Origin of the sequence: Victivallis lenta, from assembly GCF_009695545.1 — a bacterium.
GTDB lineage: Bacteria > Verrucomicrobiota > Lentisphaeria > Victivallales > Victivallaceae > Victivallis > Victivallis lenta.
The window spans coordinates 1-15,796 of the sequence record NZ_VUNS01000008.1 but is presented as its reverse complement, the minus strand read 5'-3'; the positions used below and the strand labels follow the sequence as shown (position 1 = coordinate 15,796).

Sequence of the window (15,796 nt, the reverse complement as noted above, 5' to 3'; positions counted from 1 at the left end):
AACCTGCCTGAAAAGGCACCTTTCGGCACTTTCGAGTCTCCAAACGGTACTGTTTGACGCCTCGTTTTCGATACCGTTTCAGGGGTTTTTCCTGCATGAGACTCCCAGTTTGTCCATCAAGAGCGAAAATAGGAAGAAAATTTCAAAATTCCCCCTTTCAACAGCATCGCAATCAAGTATCAACGGTACCGATGTGGCACCCTGTCTATAATGAACCCGGCACATGTTACGGTGCCGCTTTACTATAGATGTTATTTCGCTAAAATCAAATCGTCTCCCTGAAATCCGAACTTACAAATTCATTTCCAGATAATCGGCGGGTGACAGAACCGGAACTTCATCCTTCGGGAAATGGCTGGCATCGCGCGTAATGATGCAGGTTGCTCCGGCCGCGACTGCGGAATGGAACTGGATCGCATCCTCGAAACCCTTGTGCGACAGATCGGCGGCAAGGCGCAATATTTTTTCGTCCAGAGCAGCAACAGTAAAAATGTTCAGCACAATCCGCACCGCCTCCAACGCCTTGTTCTTCCCGATATGCCGGGAAAGAATATAATGCAAGTTATTCAGAGAAATCGCCGAAACGATGCCTTTGACTTTGCCGGACTCGCAGCCGGCAAAGACTGCCGCCGCCGGTTCCACGAAAGATTCCCGATTCAAAAAGACATCCAGCAGAATGCTGGTATCGATGAATACCTTCTTCATTTAAGGCCGTACCTTTCGTCAAGAATATCTTTCAGCTCATCGCGATAATCCCAATTCTCCGGCACCGGGGCGGTTCCGGCCGCGAGCGCCAGAGCGCGCTTGGTCATCGGCGGCAAGGGAGTTTCCCTCTGTTTGCTCTCCTCCAAGGTGGCGATATAACGCGAAAACATCGCGGACACGCTCGTCTTTCTCAGCTTCGAGATTCGGCGGGCCTTGGCGATCACTTCCGGGTCAACGCTCAATGTCAGTTTTGTCGTTGCCATGATAATCCTTTATACGTATTATTTTACAATAAAATATACGTGTAATTTTCGAAAAAATCAAATTCGGCAGAATTTCTGTTGAAAGTCCGCTTTTCGACGGACACAAGTGCTGTCTGGACGGATTTCTGTTGCTTCCTTTCGGACGATTCCACTGTCCAAACGGACAGAACTATGGTTCAGCCGGACACGACAAATCGGACATTTTCCCTCAAAAGTCCGTGTCCGCCTGGCAAAAGACCGAAATCTATAAGAGGTGTTCGACGAAGTTGTCAGGCATCATTGGATGGGTGAATGCATCCAGCCGAAAAGGTAATTCATTTTCATCGGAAATGCGATAACCGATCGCTCGATACCCCCGTTGAAGAGAAATAAGCTCCTGCTCCAATGCAATTCGTTCCGTCGCGATTTCGGTTAATCGCTTTTCAATCTCTTTGATCTTTTGCGACAGGATGTCCATCAACCGAGCAGCCAGTCGATGAGATTGACGATTTCAATGCCATCCTCGTTGGTCAGGAAACTCCGGTCCATGGTCAAAACCGTTTTGGGGTAATTGTCCGAAATCTTCCGCAGCGGTTCCAGTTCACGGGCGCGGGTTTCGTCACCGAGCATGGTTTCCGTGACCTGAATATAATGTTTTTCCGTTTGGTTCGTCGCAATGAAATCCACTTCCAACGATCCTATTTTGCCGATGGAAACCGTGTAGCCGCGCCGGAGCAATTCCAGATAAACGAGATTTTCCAGAATGTGCCCCCGGTCGGCATTGCGGTAGCCGAGCAGCAGATTGCGGAAACCCATATCCACGATATACCATTTCGACAGCGTTTTCAGCAACTCCTTGCCCTTGATGTCATAACGGCCCGCACGGTAAAAAATGAAAGCGTTCACCAACGCATCGACATACCCCGAAACCAGCCCGGCGGAAATGCCTTTTTTCGCTTTGGGCAGATTGCCTTCCGCTTCCAACACCCCGGCGACGCGGTTGGCGCTTGAAGTATTGCCGATATTGTCGGCGAAGAAACGGCATACCTTATCCAGCAGGTCGGAATTTCGGATTTCCAGCCGCTGATAGATGTCTTTCAGTACGGCGGAAGCGTAAATACCTTCCAGAACTTCATGAATCTGTTTTTCATTGAAATCGAATTCAGCCAGGCCGGGAAAACCGCCGAACCGGAGATAATGTTCAAATTTCGTCTCCGCGGAAACAAGTTCCGGAAAGGTATGGAAGTCCAGAAATTCCCGGAAAGAGAGCGGCAGCATTCTGATTTCAACATAGCGTCCGGCCAGATAAGTCGCCAGGTCCGACGAGAGCAGATAGGCGTTTGAACCGGTGATGTAGATGTCGGCGTCCAGCTCCACCTGAAAGGAATTGATCGCCTTTTCCCAATGCTCCACCCGCTGAATTTCATCAAGGAACAGATAAAACTTCCCAGTGCCGGCTTTTGCTTTCTCCATCACCTGATTGTAAAGCTCCCGGTAAGTCATTCCATCGTATTGAAGCGATTCGAAATTGATTTGGAGTATCCGCCCCTCCGGAACCTTCTGCTCTTTCAGATGCTCCACAAAAAGCTGAAGCAAGCTTGATTTGCCGCAACGCCGGATGCCGGTCACAACTTTGATGACGCTCTTATCCCGGTACTTTTGCAGTTCTTTCAGATACAACGGACGATTTTTCATACTCCCTCTATTTTTAAAAGTATACATTCAAAACTTTTGTTTTTCAAGAAAAGATCATGATATATGTCAAAAATATTTGTTATCGGTCTCCCGCTGTTTCTCGGGATAGAGGAATAGCAGAAAACGCAGTTTATTCGATGTCGGTCTATGCAAAAAAAGATTGGATACCATTTCTGCGGATGTACCTAACTCCGCAAATGAGAAAGCAAGGCAGCCGCATGACTATAGTTGCCGGCCGTCCTCAAGTTCTTCACCTGTCCGATACGGAATAAGTGTAATATCCATAGCTTTCTCCATAAACCTTCGCTTCTGTCGGCATGTCCCGCATGCCAGACGAGGAAGAGGAAAGTTCATCCCTCCTCATCCCCGCTCCGGTTGCCCTATATTATATCGGTAATCCCATTGGTAAAAAAGTACAGAAGAGAATCATCTCATAGCAACCAACTCTGAATTGAAAGGTTATACTATGAGGAATCCAATCAAACCGCTTGCCGTATACCAGGATTTACCAGTGCTAACACCGAGGATGGGGGAACCGTATCCATATTACGTCAATTATCTTGATCGTAACCGTGAATTGCTGAGCCGCATGCTGGAACGGCATTCCCAAGTCCTGTTCTTCCGTATGGATTTGCGCTTTCCGGACCGTATCCTTTGGTACAACGAGAAGGAACTTTTCTCTCGCTTCTTAGATCAATATCGGAGGCTGCTGGTCAGTCGTGAACTCGATCCGCAATACATTGTTCGCATGGAGCGGAAGACGGGAATTTATCAAGACGGCGCTTGAAGCAATTGAAAATACCCTGGATCAATTGATTCGCGGCGAGTTTGACGAAAAAGACGGCCTGTTTCGCGGCGGAGCATGTTTTCAGGACGGAATTGCGGCATATCCCGACAAATTGGTATCCCGTCAGCGTAAAAGCGGCATTATCGATTGCGTTTACGATCAGCCCCGGCCGGAATTCCTTGCCGGCAAGGGGATTGGGCTTCCCTGCAAGGCGCTCTCCACCAATTGCCTGTATCTCGCGGCGTATGAAGTTGCGGATCATATGCGCAAAGAATCCGGATTGCCGGAACGCTGGGCAAAAGAAAGTTCCGGGCTGCGGAATCATATCAATGAAAAGTTCTGGAATGACGCGGCGGGAACTTACCGCTATCTGCTCGATGCGGATGATCCGAATCCAGCCCGGCAGGAGGGCCTCGGGCATGCTTTCGCGCTCTTGTTCGGGATCGCCGGCGGGAATCGCGAAGAAAAAATGATCCGCAATATCCACATCACTCCTCAAGGGCTGCCGTGCGTCTGGCCGCAATATGAAAGGTATGGCGGCACGAAAGGTGTTTATGCCAGGCATTCCGGGGTGATATGGCCCCAGGTCTGCGTCGCCTGGTGCGAAGCTCTTGCCCGGGCGGGATACCGCGAAATGGCTTTTGACGAAATGATGAAGCTGGCGGAAAAAGCCGCCCGCGATTATATCTTTTCTGAAATCTATCATCCGGAAACCGGATTGCCTTATGGCGGAATTCAGGAAGACGAGGCAAGGGGAATAGTCGAATGGCTGTCATGCCGCCGCCAGACCTGGTGTGCCGGCGGATTCATCAATATGGTTTTGAACGTTTTTCCGGGAGTCCGATATTCGCCTGCCGGTTTGGCTTTCTCGCCATACCTGCCGGAAGGAACCGATGAAATCACATTATCGAATTTTCCCTACCGCCAAAGCCGCCTGAATATAACGGTCAGGCGGCACACAAGCAATCAGTTGCTGGTCAATGGAAAAGAATCGGAAATGATCGACTCTGAAATCAAAGGTGCAAACGATATCACAATCAAGGTGAAAAAATGAAAATAAAAAGTATCGTACTCTCGTTATTCTGTCTTTCCGCGCTTGCGCTTGGGGCGGAATTGATGAGCCAACAGGATTTACAGGCGACATGGTTCAAAGACAACCCCAACTACAAAGTGGAGTTTTCCGCGGAAAAATGCACCGCGGCCTGTCTGAAGAACGAGCGCCGGGCCCTGGCGGTCCAATCCCGTTCCATCACCGGCGTCAAACCGGGAGAGACCTTCAAGGTTTCATTCCTGGCTCGCGGAACGGTGAACAATCTGGAATTTTTCCCTCAAAGCAATGGAAAAAACTGTAGTGACCAACAAGGTCTTTTCCGGGTTTTCGATGACTGGAATCGTTATGAAGCAACCTTTACAATTCCCGAAGACTGCAAGACATTCAGCTGTGTGATCTATGCGTGGAATCAGGAGGGATTTTTTGAAATCAGGGAGTTCTCCATCCGGCCGTCCACCGCTGAAACCGACAATCAGGCTGCCGGGCTTGACACTCAAAAAATCACGATCAACGGAACTTCCGATAAAGTGCTCTATGAGCCCGGCGAACAGATGAAGTTTTTGATCGAGCCCGATTTCGGAGGGCAGTCCGTTCCTTCCGAAACTTATTCCGTCAAATGGCAGCGGATCGGGGAGGACGGAAAACGCGCCACCGGCAAGGAGCCGTTCGCGCCCGGCAAGCCGGTTGTCATCACAAGCAGTCTCGACACTCCCGGATTTGTTCGTATCGTCGCCTACCTGGCGGACGGCAAAGGGCGGATTGTCCAGAAAAAAAATCAGGCCGGAAGACCGGAAGATATCTGTTTCATCGGCGGCGCCGGCGTTCAGCCGGAAAAACTTCAACCGGCGGTCGAAGAACCGGCGGATTTCGATGCCTTCTGGGCGAAACAGAAGGCAAAGCTGGCCGCAATTCCCGTCAAGTACAAAATGGATCAAGTCGGCTCCAGTAAAAATGTTGATATCTATGCTGTTTCCGTCGATTGCGCCGGTCCGCGTCCCGTAACGGGATACCTCACGGTTCCGGTCGGCGCAAAGGAGAAATCGCTCCCCGCCTACGTCTCTTATCACGGCTATGGAACCAACATTCAGGTTCCTCCGAAAGACGGACCGGGCAACCGGCTTCGTTTCGAGGTCAATGCCCACGGCTATGAACTCGGCAAAGACAAAGCCTGTTACGACGATTTCTTCGCGAAGATCAAGTCGAACGGAGCGATTTACGCGTTTGACCCGAAGCAGAATTCCGATCCCGAAACCGCCTATTTCAACGGAATGGCTTTGCGCGTCATGCGTTTGCTTGAGTTTATAAAACAGCTGCCGCAATGGAATGGGAAAGTTCTTTCCGCTTCCGGAGCAAGTCAGGGCGGGCTTCAGACCATCTGGGCGGCCGCGCTGGATCCGGACGTCACGGACGCGGTTTCCATCATCACCTGGTGCTGCGACTTGGCGGGGCCGGCCCGGGGGCGCCCCGAGGGGTGGCGGCCCGCTTATGTGCCGGCGCTCAACTATTACGACGCTGTTTTCCATGCAAGACGCGTCAAATGTCCGGTCGATATCGCCCGCGCCGGTCTCGGCGACGATATTTGCCCGCCGTCCGGTCTTGCGATTCTTTACAACAATCTCGGTTCCGCGAAAAAGAAGATCAGCTGGGTCCAGGGCTCCACGCACGGATTCGTGCCGGAAAAAGCCCAGTCCTTTCTCGTGGAACAGAAATAAAAATGATCCCCTGCGAAGAAACCCGTTCGTGGCACGCCAGCTGGATTTCTGCCGGTTTCTGCCATCTCAATTGGCAGTCTCCGGCATTGCCCGCGCCCTATTTCCGCAAGGAATTCAACTGTTCCGCCCAAGGCGAAGCCGTTCTTTATCTTTGCGGACTCGGGTACTATGAGCTTTATCTCAACGGCAAAAAGGTGGGAGACCGCGTTCTCGATCCCGTGGTGACGCAGTACGACCGCCGGGCGCGCTACGTCGAATACGATTTGACCGGCTTGCTGAAGAAAGGAAAAAACGTCATCGGCGTGATTCTCGGCGATGGCTGGTACAACCCTTCCACCGCCGACTGCTGGCATTTCGACAAGGTCTCCTGGGCGGACTACCCCAAGCTGATCTGCGAGCTGGAAATCGATGGAAAAACCGTCCTGGCCAGCGACGACTCCTGGAAATGCCTGCGCCGGGAGGGGCCGATCACCTTCAACGCGCTCCGGAACGGTGAATTCTACGACGCGCGCAAAGAGCTGCCCAACTGGAGCTCGACCGGTTTCGACGATTCCGGTTGGGAGAACGCGGAACTCATTCCCGGCCCCGGCGGAGTCCTGACTTTGCAGACCATGCCGCCCTGCAAGGTGACCGGCACCGTCAAGCCGGTGCGCACCTTCCCCGCCGCCAACGGCAGCGTTATTTACGATATGGGGGGAGCTTACACCGGCTGGGCAAGGATCAGGGTGAGGGGGGAAGCGGGAGCGGTAGTAAAATTGCGTTACTCCGAACTCCTCAACGCCGACGGCAACAATATCGACACGTCGAATATCGACCAACTCGTGAAGAGCGGCGAGTTCCAGACCGACCGCTACACCTTGAGCGGCAAAGGCGTGGAAGAGTGGGAGCCGCGCTTCGTCTATCACGGCTTCAATTTCGTGGAAGCGACGGTGGAATCGGGCCTGGCGGAGATTCTCGAAGTCGAAGGGCGGCTGGTCCGTACCGCATTCGACTCCATCGGCGGCTTCGAGTGCTCGATGCCGGAACTGAACCGGCTTCATCAACTTACCCGGCGCAGCTTCGAGGGCAACTTCACCGGCATTCCAATCGACTGTCCCCACCGCGAGAAAAACGGCTGGACCGGCGACGCGCAACTCGCCTGTGAAACCGGGCTGTTCAACTACGGCCTGGCCGAATCCTACGCCGCTTTCATGCAGACCATGGCGGATTGTCAGCGCCCCAGCGGCCAGCTGCCCGGCATCGCTCCGACCGGCGGCTGGGGGTTCAACTGGGGCTCCGGCCCGGTCTGGGACGCGGCCTTCATCGTGATTCCCTGGAATGTTTATCTCTATACCGGCAACCATTCGCTCATCGAGATGAATTACGAGCCGATGCTCCGGTATATCCGCTACCTCGGAACACTCGCCGACCGGCGGCATATCGTCAAATTCGGCCTCGGCGACTGGTGCCATTGCGACCCAAGCCGGATGGTGGACGCTTGCGTTACTTCGACCGCCTACTACTTCTATCTGACGACGCTCATGGCGAAGTGCGCCCGGCTGCTCGCCAACCGCGAGGATGCCGACGAGCTCACCGCTCTTGCCGCCGAAATTGCCGCCGCCTTCAACGACGCCTTCTATCACGGCGACGGCACTTACGCCAAAGGGGAGCCGACCGCCGGGGCCATCGCGCTCGAATTCGGCCTCTGTCCGCCAGTGGAGCGTCGCAAGGCCGCCGCGCAGCTCGCAAAGCATATGGAAACTCGCCGCTGCCGCGCCGACTTCGGCATCGTCGGCGCCAAGTATGTGCCGCGCGCGCTGGCGAACAACGGCTACTTCGATACCGCGTTCCGGGTGCTGACGCAGCCGGGCTATCCGGGCTGGATGCACTGGCTCGACCGGGGAGCGGGCGGCCTCTGGGAGCACTGGATCGGGACCGCGTCGCGCAACCATATCATGTATGGCGACGTCGCGGCGTGGATGACGCAGTTCCTGGCCGGAATCGTGCCGGATGAAAAACATCCGGGCTTCTCCCGACTGACGTTGCGCCCCTTCGCCGCCGAAGGCGTCGATTTCGTCAAAGCCGCCTACCGCGTTCCGGCCGGTGAGATCAAAGTCGAGTGGGAAAAGCGGAAAGGCTCCTTCTTCCTGAAGACCCGTTTGCCGCGGAATCTGAAGGGCGTCGCCCATCTGCCCGACGGTTCCCGGCAGGAGCTGGTGGGAGGCAACGGCAGTTTTCACTGTCCGCTCTGATGGCGGTCGCCAATCGGAGTGAGTAACCTTTTCCGTTTGCGGGAGGTTATGTTTCGGTTGGTTCCCGATACATTTGCGCTCCTGCGATAGCAATCGCAAATCGTCACTTGATAACTGACAATTGCTATTTCATTCAAAATTATTTACAACAGTAGATGTGAATAGAAGGACTTGTACGATGAAAGTATGTACGATTGAGAAACTGTCAGATTTTTTAGAAACACAGTTCGTTTCGACAGACAATATTCCTGAGGATACTGCCCGGCGTGATTCAGTCTGTATGGAGGCACGTGCATCTTTGCTGATTGAGGCGAACTGTACCGGCGAGCGCTTTCCTGCGTTCATGAAGTGTGGACGCAGGGAGGACTCCTGTTGGATATTTCCTTTTCCTCAACCTTTTGCCCGGCAATTGACACATTCATTTTCTGATGGCAAAGTCAATCTGGAATGGAGCTTTCGTGAATTTGAAGTAGGCCATGGCCAATTCGTCATCGATTCTCTGGGGCATACCACGGAACGTTGGCGGTTGAAAGTTTCTCCTGACTCTTCAGCCCGCACGAAAGTCAATTTGAAGTAACATTCCAACTGGAATGGGAATGGTTGTACGATTGATCAAAGTAACTCCGAATTAGCTAATGACTTCGCGCTGATTCATCGGAATTTTCATTGGACTTACCGTTCCCGTTTCAAACTTTGTTCCGAATTGGATTGTTACCGAAACCGGAAACCGGAAGTCAAACCGGAAAGTCTGCTTTTGTTGGAGAACGATACCGATTTCGAGGTCCAGTATCAAAAAGCGGTGGAGTTTATCCATTCCAAACCGGCGGAGTGGTGGGAAAAAGAAAACTCCAGCGGTGAACAATCCCGTTTGATCGAAAAGGAAAAAAATCGCTCACGGCAATCAGTTATGTAATGCATCCCATTCTGATTCGAGGGGAGGTCACAATGCTGTATGCCAAAGAAAAAACAGGAAAGAGTGCTTTGACGTACAGTATTGCAGCGCGAGTTGCCGCCGGAAATAGTGCTGCAAGTAAAATGGTAGTTCCGGAGCAATGGTGGGCAGCTAAAGGAAAACATAAGGTTTTGTATTTGGATTTTGAGAACAAAGGGAATATAGGCAATAATCAAACAAAATTTCAGGATGCCTATTTGCCTGATGCAGCGAATTGTCCTGATTTGCTGATGAAGGATATGAGTGGCAGCGACATCGATTGGACGCTTCCTGCACATCATCAGAAGTTGCTTGACATGATTGACGATGCGCAAAACTCCGGAACACCGGGAGTTGATGTTGATCTTCTGGTTATCGACACGTATTCCGCATTTGTTCATGGGGAAACTCCGCAAATACCGAGTAATTTCAGAGATCTGATGAATAAACTGCGAAGCAGGAACATTGCCATACTGATCGTTCATCACGTGAATCATGAAGGTGAAGCAAAGGGCTTGAAAGAAAAGTGCCAGGGGTTGGCGCTTTCTCTGAAACTTACCTGGACAGATGTGGCGCAGGAGGATTTGGAAGATCCTGTAACATTTGAATATGGGGATGACCGTTGCGGAATTTCCAAAAAGCTGAAGAAACCTTTCCAACATGCGTGTAGAATTTGCTGACGATTTCGGAATCGGCTCCGAGGATGGAAAGGACCGTTGCCTGTGGCACCCCGGCCTCAGCACAATAGGACGCGAACAAATGCCGTAGCGAATGGAAGCCGTAGACCGTCACCTTTTTATCCCTGCCGGGAACGGCCACGGACGGCTCCAAGCCGATCCAGCGGATTACCCGGAGCATGTCGATGTTCACGAGGTTGTTGCCGACGTTCTTGCCGCGAGCGTCGGTCTTGTTGTAACGTGCGGCAATATTGGGACAGACGTAATCGGTTTCTCCGGCCTTCCACGCCAAAGCACCCTGCAGAACCTCCAGCAGCTTCGGTGCAATCGGAATCGTCACTTCCTTGCCGGTCTTAAACTGCTTCACCCATATCCGCTTCAGGTTGAAATTGATTTTGTTCCAACGCAGCAGTACACAGCCTTTCATCCGCTGGCCGGTAAACATGCCGAGATAGTAACCCCCCCCGGACTTCCGATTTGTTCATGACCGTGTACTTGTCGTCGTCAAGGACAGCCTGCAACAGTTGTTCCTGCTCCCGAGTGAAGGAAAGGCGGCGAACATCCTGTTCACGCTCTTCACGCTCCCGTCGCAGTTGCGTTGCGGAGTGAAACGGATTGCTGCCGCTCCAATATTCCCGGAGAACATGAAAGACACGGCGGATTCGCTTGATTTTACGGTTATGGGTGGAAACGGCGATTTTCTGGTTACGCATATATTCGGCGTACTGTTCTCCAATTTCCGGGGTAATGTCACGTATATTTTTCTGCGGATCATTGAGCCAATCCAGAAATTCCTGAAATGTGGCGCGGTAGGATTGGGCTTCCGCAACAGTTGCGGGAGTTGCACGTTCCGGGCTCTTTTCATAGACTGCCCACGCCTCGGAGAGCAGCAGATTCTTTTCCGGAGTGATAAGGCCGCGTGCGTGCTGCACATGGGCGGCAATAATCTCCGTAGAGGTCGCTTTCAGCAGCGGAATTTGCTTGTTGGCCTCTTTCAGAGCTTCTTTCTGGTTCCGGGTTTTGAGGCTGATCACCTTACGTGCTCCGTTGATCTGAGACCGGAAGCAGTAGACGCCGCCTTCCTCTTTCTGATAGACGGTTCCGATGTCGAGTTTAATTTTCTGGATGGCCATTTTCGATCCTTTCTTACGAGAGCACCGGATTTAGCCAATATAGACGTGTTTTGACAAAAAGAAAGCTCGAAATGGTACTTTGTGGTACCGTTTTGAGCTTTTTAACTTCAAAAATGGTGGAGCTGGTGGCTGTGTTCGGGCACTCCGATTGCGCCTCAAAATCCCGTGTTTTTAAGCATTCCAAGCTCAAGTTTGGCACTTTATAGCACTTCTTCCACAGGTTTCCGATTTCCCTTTTATGGGGAAAAAACGGGGAAAATCCCTTTTCCCGGGGAAGAAATGGGGAACTTTTGCATGCCAATCAGCCAATCTCCAAACCGGGAATCAAACCTGCTTCCCTGTCAATTTGAAGATAAATAAACATACCATTTTTCAACGTTTTTTCAAGTCAAAATGGGGAAGAAACGGGGAAGAAAAGCGGTATTTATAATCACATCTCTCCATTCTTATTATTCCATGCTTCAACATGTAAAAAATCATGAAATCGATGGAGCAGATATAACGGGACATTCAGCAGGCCGTCATCCAATTTCAGGTTCTGCATGGAAAAGCGGAGAGCCTGCTTGGGACGGTACTTTTCACGATAGCTTTTAAGGCTCTTGGCTTTGACGTTCAATCCTGATTTCACTTCAATCGGCACTACATCGACAGAATCCTGTATCACGAAATCCACTTCTGCCAGATTCCCGCTGGTCCAGTAATGAATGGGAGAAAATCTCATGGTAACGAGTTGCTGAAGTACAAAGTTTTCTGCCAACCGCCCCCGGTATTCACGGAAAATATCCGGATTCACCAGAATGGAAGCCGCCGGTATCTCCGCCAATTTCCGGAGCAATCCTACATCAGCAAGATAGAGTTTGAAGCTTTTACGATCCTCGTAAGCACTTAATGGTATCTCCGGTTTCTCGATCCGGGTAATCCTGTGAATCAAGCTGGCACTCTCCAGCCAGCGCAACGCATCTTCCAAGTCTTTTGCACGTGCTCCATTTTTCACCTCTCCGTAAATGAACCGGGCGTTTTCACGCGCCAGCTGCTGCGGAATCGATTTCCACAACAAGAAGAGTTTTGGAATATCTCTGACCGGAGCATGTTTGGAAAAGTCCAGCTCATACGTTTTCAAAATATCTTCCAGAATATTCTCCGCTTGCGAAAGATCATGATTCGACAGGTAGGATTCAAGCACGGCAGGCATGCCGCCGATGGTCAGATATTCGTTCAAATGTTTTGCCAGACGCTCTTCGAATATTCCTGGAATCGGTTCGGGCGAAATAAGTGAATTGGTATATTCAAACAACGATGAATCCACTGTCTGCAAATATTCTGCAAAGCAGCATGGCGTCAACTCCAGAAAATTTACCTTACCCACAGGGAAACCATCCGTTGCTGCAAGTGCGATTCCCAGCAGGGAGCCTGCGGCAGCGATGTGGTATTCCGGAGTCTCCTCACAAAAATATTTGAGTGAGGTCAACGCCCGGGGACATGCTTGAATCTCATCGAAAATGACCAACGTCTTGCCGGGCTCTATTTTCTGGTGCGCCAGCACACCGAGCTCAAGCAGAATTCGCTTAGGATCAAGCTCACCAGAAAAGACTTCTCCTAAACGATTCTGCCGCTCGAAATTGAAATAGGCAGTGTTTTCAAAATGTTGCCTGCCGAATTCTTGAAGAATCCAAGTCTTTCCACATTGCCGTACTCCTCGCAGAATCAATGGTTTTCGATAAGAAGAGCTTTTCCAAGCAATTAAATCTTTCAGAATGAATCGCTCAATCATTTCCATAATCTCCCGGTTTTCTTTTACGGCAATATAGTATCACACAATCTATTTTTCAAACACAATACATATATAAAACGAGATTAATATTGCAAAATTGGCACGAATAACAAAAAATCCAATACATGAATCAGACGAAAGAACGTATAGACAGCGAAGTATATTACGCTTTCTATAACTTGAAGGAATGGATTTTTTAAGAATCAGTTATTTTGCAGACTGAAATTCGAGTTTCAGTTCATCTACAATATACTGATCGCTTCGACAGTGCAGATCGGCAATTCCATCGCGCAGTTCCTGATAGGTTTCTGAACGATAGAAAAACTCCAGCGCCTCATCAAGGGTAAGCTGCATCTGTTCTGCGAACAACACAACAATCCGGGCATATTTCTTCTGCAATAGAACGCTATTGGCTTCCATCAGACACCTCTTCGGATGATTGGAATACCAGAAGCCGATCCATCAAATCCTGACGGCAGATACAAATCTGGTGATTCGGCTTTTCAAATTTCAGTCGCCCCAATGCCTCCTCTTCGGAAATCAAACCATCGAAAAACAGTTCCAGCGTGTTGAATACCTTATCATTAGCCACTCCACCACGAATAATGTCGTAAGATTCCGATGCTTGCCCGCTCCGGTTCTCCATAATGAAACGCAGCAAGGAAGAATCGTATTCCGGGAAATCCTTTACCCGAAGTTTCCCCAACGCATCGGAACTGTCATCGAAAACATATGTGTTGACGACGGCTTTCTTGCCACGTCGTTGCCAACGCAACGCCCATCTGACCGCCTGTTCCCGAAGCGGAGTGATATAAAAGCCTTTTCCGAAGTCAAGGGTTTGCCGCGAAAACGAGATATCCGGCTTGCGGATTTCAATAAAAGAACCATGATACACTTCGATCACGGCAACACCCCGCGTTCCCGCATCAATGACAGAATGTCATCGACTATATACTGCTTGCTTTGCGTATGAAGCACATCAAATGAAGGAATCAGATAGGTATTCAGAATATCGGATTGTTTCGCAAGCATATCGTACACTCGGTTGCCGGGTAAGTGCAGTCTCTGTGCAACTGCCTCAATACAGAAAATAGCAAATTCAAGAGCGGACTTACTCATGCGTCAAACCTCGATAGTTTCATTTACTTAGCATCAATATAGCACACAGTTTGAAGAATGCAACATTGTAGCCTCAACCTCTTTGATTCTTCATGTTTTGTTGGGAAGCTGGTAAATATGAATTAATTACCTGATTGCGTCGTATATCATATGCGGGGAATAATCCGGTCAAAGTAACATCTACGCTGTGCTGGAGATCGTGGTTCAAAAGTCTCTGCACCAGCAGGCATGTTTCACGCTATCAAAAACAGGTTAATTGGTAGTACCTATATGAGCCCCCTGTGAGGGCTTTAGACATCACAGGGGGCTCATCCCTACAGAAAGAGAAACAGAATAAACAGTAAGCAAGAGAAAGACAACAGCATGAGAAACGAAAGAATCACCTACGAAGACCAGTACCTGGGACATCCCATCATGACCGATAAAGCCAGACAGCTTGGCTGTAAGGAATCGATATTGCAGAAGATCGATCAACTGATGACCGACATGAGCAACCGTCACAGCAAAGTCTACTTCATGCGATATGATGTCCGATTCCCCCAAGGCTACGGGCATCCGAATGACAACGAACTCTTCAGCCAGTTTCAGGAGAGCTTCATCAAGAACCGTAAGAGAGCAGGTTACGACCCGGCGTATATCGCAGTCCGGGAATGTTCCAGAGAGAAACATCAACATTATCACGTTGCTTTGATGCTGGACGGACACAAGACCCAAAGCATCCACGACCATATTCAGACAGCGGAACGGTTGTGGGAGAAGACGCTGAACCTGTCTCCGAAGCATGATGACGCAGGACGGGCAACCAGCTACGGACTGATTGACGATTGTATGAGGAACCGGCAAGGTCAGCCGCAGGAGAACGGCGTCATGCTCCGCAAGGATGATCCCGAATATGAACGCAAATACGACCAGTGTTTCCGACGTTGCAGCTACCTCGCCAAGGTCAACCAGAAGGACTCCTCACCCAAGCACCAGCGGGAACTATTCTCATCCCGTATTCAACATTAACATTGAAAGGCAATCATCATGACCGAACAAGAACTGAACGTATTCCTCGATCTGGAATGGAACTGTGCAGCTTTTACTCCCGAAGAGCCATCTGTTTCCGCTCCGCTTTCACTGAAGCAGTGGGCACGCATCATCTCCCGACACCCGGAGCTTCAAGAGTTTTGTCCATTCTCCGAGTTTACCCCGGACGAGTGGCTCATCGCTCTTGAAAAGCAGCCAACGTTTGCATGGCGGTGTACGTACTGGAATGATTTCACCCCCGTTAAATGGCAACGTCTGTTACAGCATCAACCGACCTTATTGCATTACTGCGAGATACCGGATCATCCGGCTATACGGAGTGGGTTACTGGCGAGCGATAGTTATTTCAGCACAGATATCGACACGCATGACTTCACTCTGGGCGACTGGTTCTGGGTCGTCAAGCATAATCCGAGCACGTGGTTTCAATGTCCCAGCCGGGAACAGTTCACGAAACCGATGTGGTGGAGCATCCTTTACAGTTCCGCAGAGCTGCTGACGGCCTGTCCATGCCTTGATCAATTCAGCGATGAGGACTGGCGCAGACTCAATATCCTACCGAAGTTGAAGTCACGGATACGCAACAGCGAGCAGTTCCGGAAGCTGATCGATCTGGTCAGGCATCCGTTCCATCATCTCAAGTTCGATGACGACCTGTCGCTGTAGTTCCGTAAATGGGGCGATATGATCCCTGTCCCAGCAGGGATCTGAAC

General features: G+C 50.6%; 17 protein-coding genes and 1 pseudogene. 8 read left to right on the top strand and 10 right to left on the bottom strand.

Annotated features, from left to right (window positions below; all coding sequences use genetic code 11):
- Nucleotides 1-291 precede the first annotated feature (291 nt).
- The 4 genes from FYJ85_RS09030 to FYJ85_RS09015 all read right to left on the bottom strand — a co-directional run bounded on the left by FYJ85_RS09030 (nucleotide 292) and on the right by FYJ85_RS09015 (nucleotide 2,642).
- Nucleotides 292-705 carry a type II toxin-antitoxin system VapC family toxin gene (locus FYJ85_RS09030; protein ID WP_154418034.1) on the bottom strand — a complete coding sequence of 138 codons (414 nt, stop codon included), beginning with the start codon at nucleotides 703-705 and terminating at the stop codon, nucleotides 292-294.
- The gene (locus tag FYJ85_RS09025; RefSeq protein WP_154418032.1) at nucleotides 702-968 is read right to left on the bottom strand and encodes a DUF6364 family protein; all 267 of its coding nucleotides are present in this window, start codon (nucleotides 966-968) and stop codon (nucleotides 702-704) included. The genes FYJ85_RS09030 and FYJ85_RS09025 overlap by 4 nt, the downstream gene beginning before the upstream one ends.
- A gap of 244 nt (nucleotides 969-1,212) precedes the next feature.
- Nucleotides 1,213-1,425: a hypothetical protein gene (locus FYJ85_RS09020; protein WP_154418030.1), complete on the bottom strand. Its 213-nt coding sequence runs from the start codon at nucleotides 1,423-1,425 to the stop codon at nucleotides 1,213-1,215.
- Complete coding sequence (locus tag FYJ85_RS09015) at nucleotides 1,425-2,642, bottom strand: ATP-binding protein (RefSeq protein WP_154418028.1); 1,218 nt, start codon at nucleotides 2,640-2,642, stop codon at nucleotides 1,425-1,427. Before FYJ85_RS09015 ends, FYJ85_RS09020 begins: the two co-directional genes overlap by 1 nt.
- A 719-nt stretch (nucleotides 2,643-3,361) precedes the next feature.
- Here FYJ85_RS09015 and FYJ85_RS09010 point away from each other — a divergent pair.
- From FYJ85_RS09010 to FYJ85_RS08985, 6 genes and pseudogenes are all read left to right on the top strand, one after another.
- Nucleotides 3,362-4,483, top strand: a complete 1,122-nt coding sequence (locus tag FYJ85_RS09010; protein WP_154418026.1) for an MGH1-like glycoside hydrolase domain-containing protein — start codon at nucleotides 3,362-3,364, stop codon at nucleotides 4,481-4,483.
- 62 nt (nucleotides 4,484-4,545) lie between these two features.
- Nucleotides 4,546-6,192, top strand: a complete 1,647-nt coding sequence (locus FYJ85_RS09005) for an acetylxylan esterase (protein ID WP_206213060.1) — start codon at nucleotides 4,546-4,548, stop codon at nucleotides 6,190-6,192.
- 2 nt (nucleotides 6,193-6,194) lie between these two features.
- Entirely contained in the window at nucleotides 6,195-8,423 is a 2,229-nt protein-coding gene (locus FYJ85_RS09000) for a family 78 glycoside hydrolase catalytic domain (RefSeq protein WP_154418022.1), read from the top strand.
- A 178-nt stretch (nucleotides 8,424-8,601) separates the two neighbouring features.
- Nucleotides 8,602-9,000, top strand: a complete 399-nt coding sequence (locus tag FYJ85_RS08995; RefSeq protein ID WP_154418020.1) for a hypothetical protein — start codon at nucleotides 8,602-8,604, stop codon at nucleotides 8,998-9,000.
- A 177-nt stretch (nucleotides 9,001-9,177) separates the two neighbouring features.
- On the top strand, nucleotides 9,178-9,336 hold the full coding sequence (locus FYJ85_RS08990) for a hypothetical protein (protein WP_154418018.1): 159 nt from the start codon (nucleotides 9,178-9,180) through the stop codon (nucleotides 9,334-9,336).
- Nucleotides 9,336-9,797: pseudogene (locus tag FYJ85_RS08985) on the top strand (AAA family ATPase); the annotation flags it as partial. The gene FYJ85_RS08990 and the pseudogene FYJ85_RS08985, both read left to right, overlap by 1 nt.
- A gap of 112 nt (nucleotides 9,798-9,909) precedes the next feature.
- On the opposite strand, the gene FYJ85_RS24400 reads toward FYJ85_RS08985, so the two are convergent.
- The 6 genes from FYJ85_RS24400 to FYJ85_RS08955 all read right to left on the bottom strand — a co-directional run bounded on the left by FYJ85_RS24400 (nucleotide 9,910) and on the right by FYJ85_RS08955 (nucleotide 14,054).
- Nucleotides 9,910-10,458, bottom strand: coding sequence for a tyrosine-type recombinase/integrase (locus tag FYJ85_RS24400; protein WP_420856469.1), 549 nt, complete (start codon nucleotides 10,456-10,458; stop codon nucleotides 9,910-9,912).
- Nucleotides 10,385-11,164 (bottom strand): phage integrase SAM-like domain-containing protein, encoded by a 780-nt coding sequence (locus FYJ85_RS08975; RefSeq protein ID WP_154418012.1) that lies wholly within the window; start codon nucleotides 11,162-11,164, stop codon nucleotides 10,385-10,387. The genes FYJ85_RS24400 and FYJ85_RS08975 overlap by 74 nt, the downstream gene beginning before the upstream one ends.
- Before the next feature lie 430 nt (nucleotides 11,165-11,594).
- Nucleotides 11,595-12,935 (bottom strand): ATP-binding protein, encoded by a 1,341-nt coding sequence (locus FYJ85_RS08970; RefSeq protein ID WP_154418010.1) that lies wholly within the window; start codon nucleotides 12,933-12,935, stop codon nucleotides 11,595-11,597.
- Nucleotides 12,936-13,142: 207 nt separating this feature from the next.
- A complete protein-coding gene (locus FYJ85_RS08965) occupies nucleotides 13,143-13,355 on the bottom strand; it encodes a DUF3791 domain-containing protein (RefSeq protein ID WP_154418008.1) in 213 nt (70 codons plus the stop codon).
- Nucleotides 13,342-13,836 carry a DUF3990 domain-containing protein gene (locus FYJ85_RS08960; RefSeq protein ID WP_168963405.1) on the bottom strand — a complete coding sequence of 165 codons (495 nt, stop codon included), beginning with the start codon at nucleotides 13,834-13,836 and terminating at the stop codon, nucleotides 13,342-13,344. The genes FYJ85_RS08965 and FYJ85_RS08960 overlap by 14 nt, the downstream gene beginning before the upstream one ends.
- A complete protein-coding gene (locus FYJ85_RS08955) occupies nucleotides 13,836-14,054 on the bottom strand; it encodes a DUF3791 domain-containing protein (protein ID WP_154418006.1) in 219 nt (72 codons plus the stop codon). The genes FYJ85_RS08960 and FYJ85_RS08955 overlap by 1 nt, the downstream gene beginning before the upstream one ends.
- A 363-nt stretch (nucleotides 14,055-14,417) precedes the next feature.
- On the opposite strand from FYJ85_RS08955, the gene FYJ85_RS08950 reads away from it, so the two are divergent.
- Together FYJ85_RS08950 and FYJ85_RS08945 are read left to right on the top strand one after the other, a co-directional pair.
- Nucleotides 14,418-15,062 (top strand): YagK/YfjJ domain-containing protein, encoded by a 645-nt coding sequence (locus tag FYJ85_RS08950; RefSeq protein WP_154418004.1) that lies wholly within the window; start codon nucleotides 14,418-14,420, stop codon nucleotides 15,060-15,062.
- 18 nt (nucleotides 15,063-15,080) lie between these two features.
- On the top strand, nucleotides 15,081-15,749 hold the full coding sequence (locus FYJ85_RS08945) for a hypothetical protein (protein ID WP_154418002.1): 669 nt from the start codon (nucleotides 15,081-15,083) through the stop codon (nucleotides 15,747-15,749).
- Nucleotides 15,750-15,796 lie beyond the last annotated feature (47 nt).

Coding starts and splice junctions, on each gene's coding strand:
- FYJ85_RS08970 (WP_154418010.1), bottom strand. CDS start 12,935: ATGATTGAGCGATTCATTCTGAAAGATTTAATTGCTTGGAAAAGCTCT.
- FYJ85_RS09025 (WP_154418032.1), bottom strand. CDS start 968: ATGGCAACGACAAAACTGACATTGAGCGTTGACCCGGAAGTGATCGCC.
- FYJ85_RS24400 (WP_420856469.1), bottom strand. CDS start 10,458: ATGAAAGGCTGTGTACTGCTGCGTTGGAACAAAATCAATTTCAACCTG.
- FYJ85_RS09015 (WP_154418028.1), bottom strand. CDS start 2,642: ATGAAAAATCGTCCGTTGTATCTGAAAGAACTGCAAAAGTACCGGGAT.
- FYJ85_RS09020 (WP_154418030.1), bottom strand. CDS start 1,425: ATGGACATCCTGTCGCAAAAGATCAAAGAGATTGAAAAGCGATTAACC.
- FYJ85_RS09005 (WP_206213060.1), top strand. CDS start 4,546: ATGAGCCAACAGGATTTACAGGCGACATGGTTCAAAGACAACCCCAAC.
- FYJ85_RS08950 (WP_154418004.1), top strand. CDS start 14,418: ATGAGAAACGAAAGAATCACCTACGAAGACCAGTACCTGGGACATCCC.
- FYJ85_RS08955 (WP_154418006.1), bottom strand. CDS start 14,054: ATGAGTAAGTCCGCTCTTGAATTTGCTATTTTCTGTATTGAGGCAGTT.
- FYJ85_RS09030 (WP_154418034.1), bottom strand. CDS start 705: ATGAAGAAGGTATTCATCGATACCAGCATTCTGCTGGATGTCTTTTTG.
- FYJ85_RS08995 (WP_154418020.1), top strand. CDS start 8,602: ATGAAAGTATGTACGATTGAGAAACTGTCAGATTTTTTAGAAACACAG.
- FYJ85_RS08945 (WP_154418002.1), top strand. CDS start 15,081: ATGACCGAACAAGAACTGAACGTATTCCTCGATCTGGAATGGAACTGT.
- FYJ85_RS09000 (WP_154418022.1), top strand. CDS start 6,195: ATGATCCCCTGCGAAGAAACCCGTTCGTGGCACGCCAGCTGGATTTCT.
- FYJ85_RS08965 (WP_154418008.1), bottom strand. CDS start 13,355: ATGGAAGCCAATAGCGTTCTATTGCAGAAGAAATATGCCCGGATTGTT.
- FYJ85_RS08975 (WP_154418012.1), bottom strand. CDS start 11,164: ATGGCCATCCAGAAAATTAAACTCGACATCGGAACCGTCTATCAGAAA.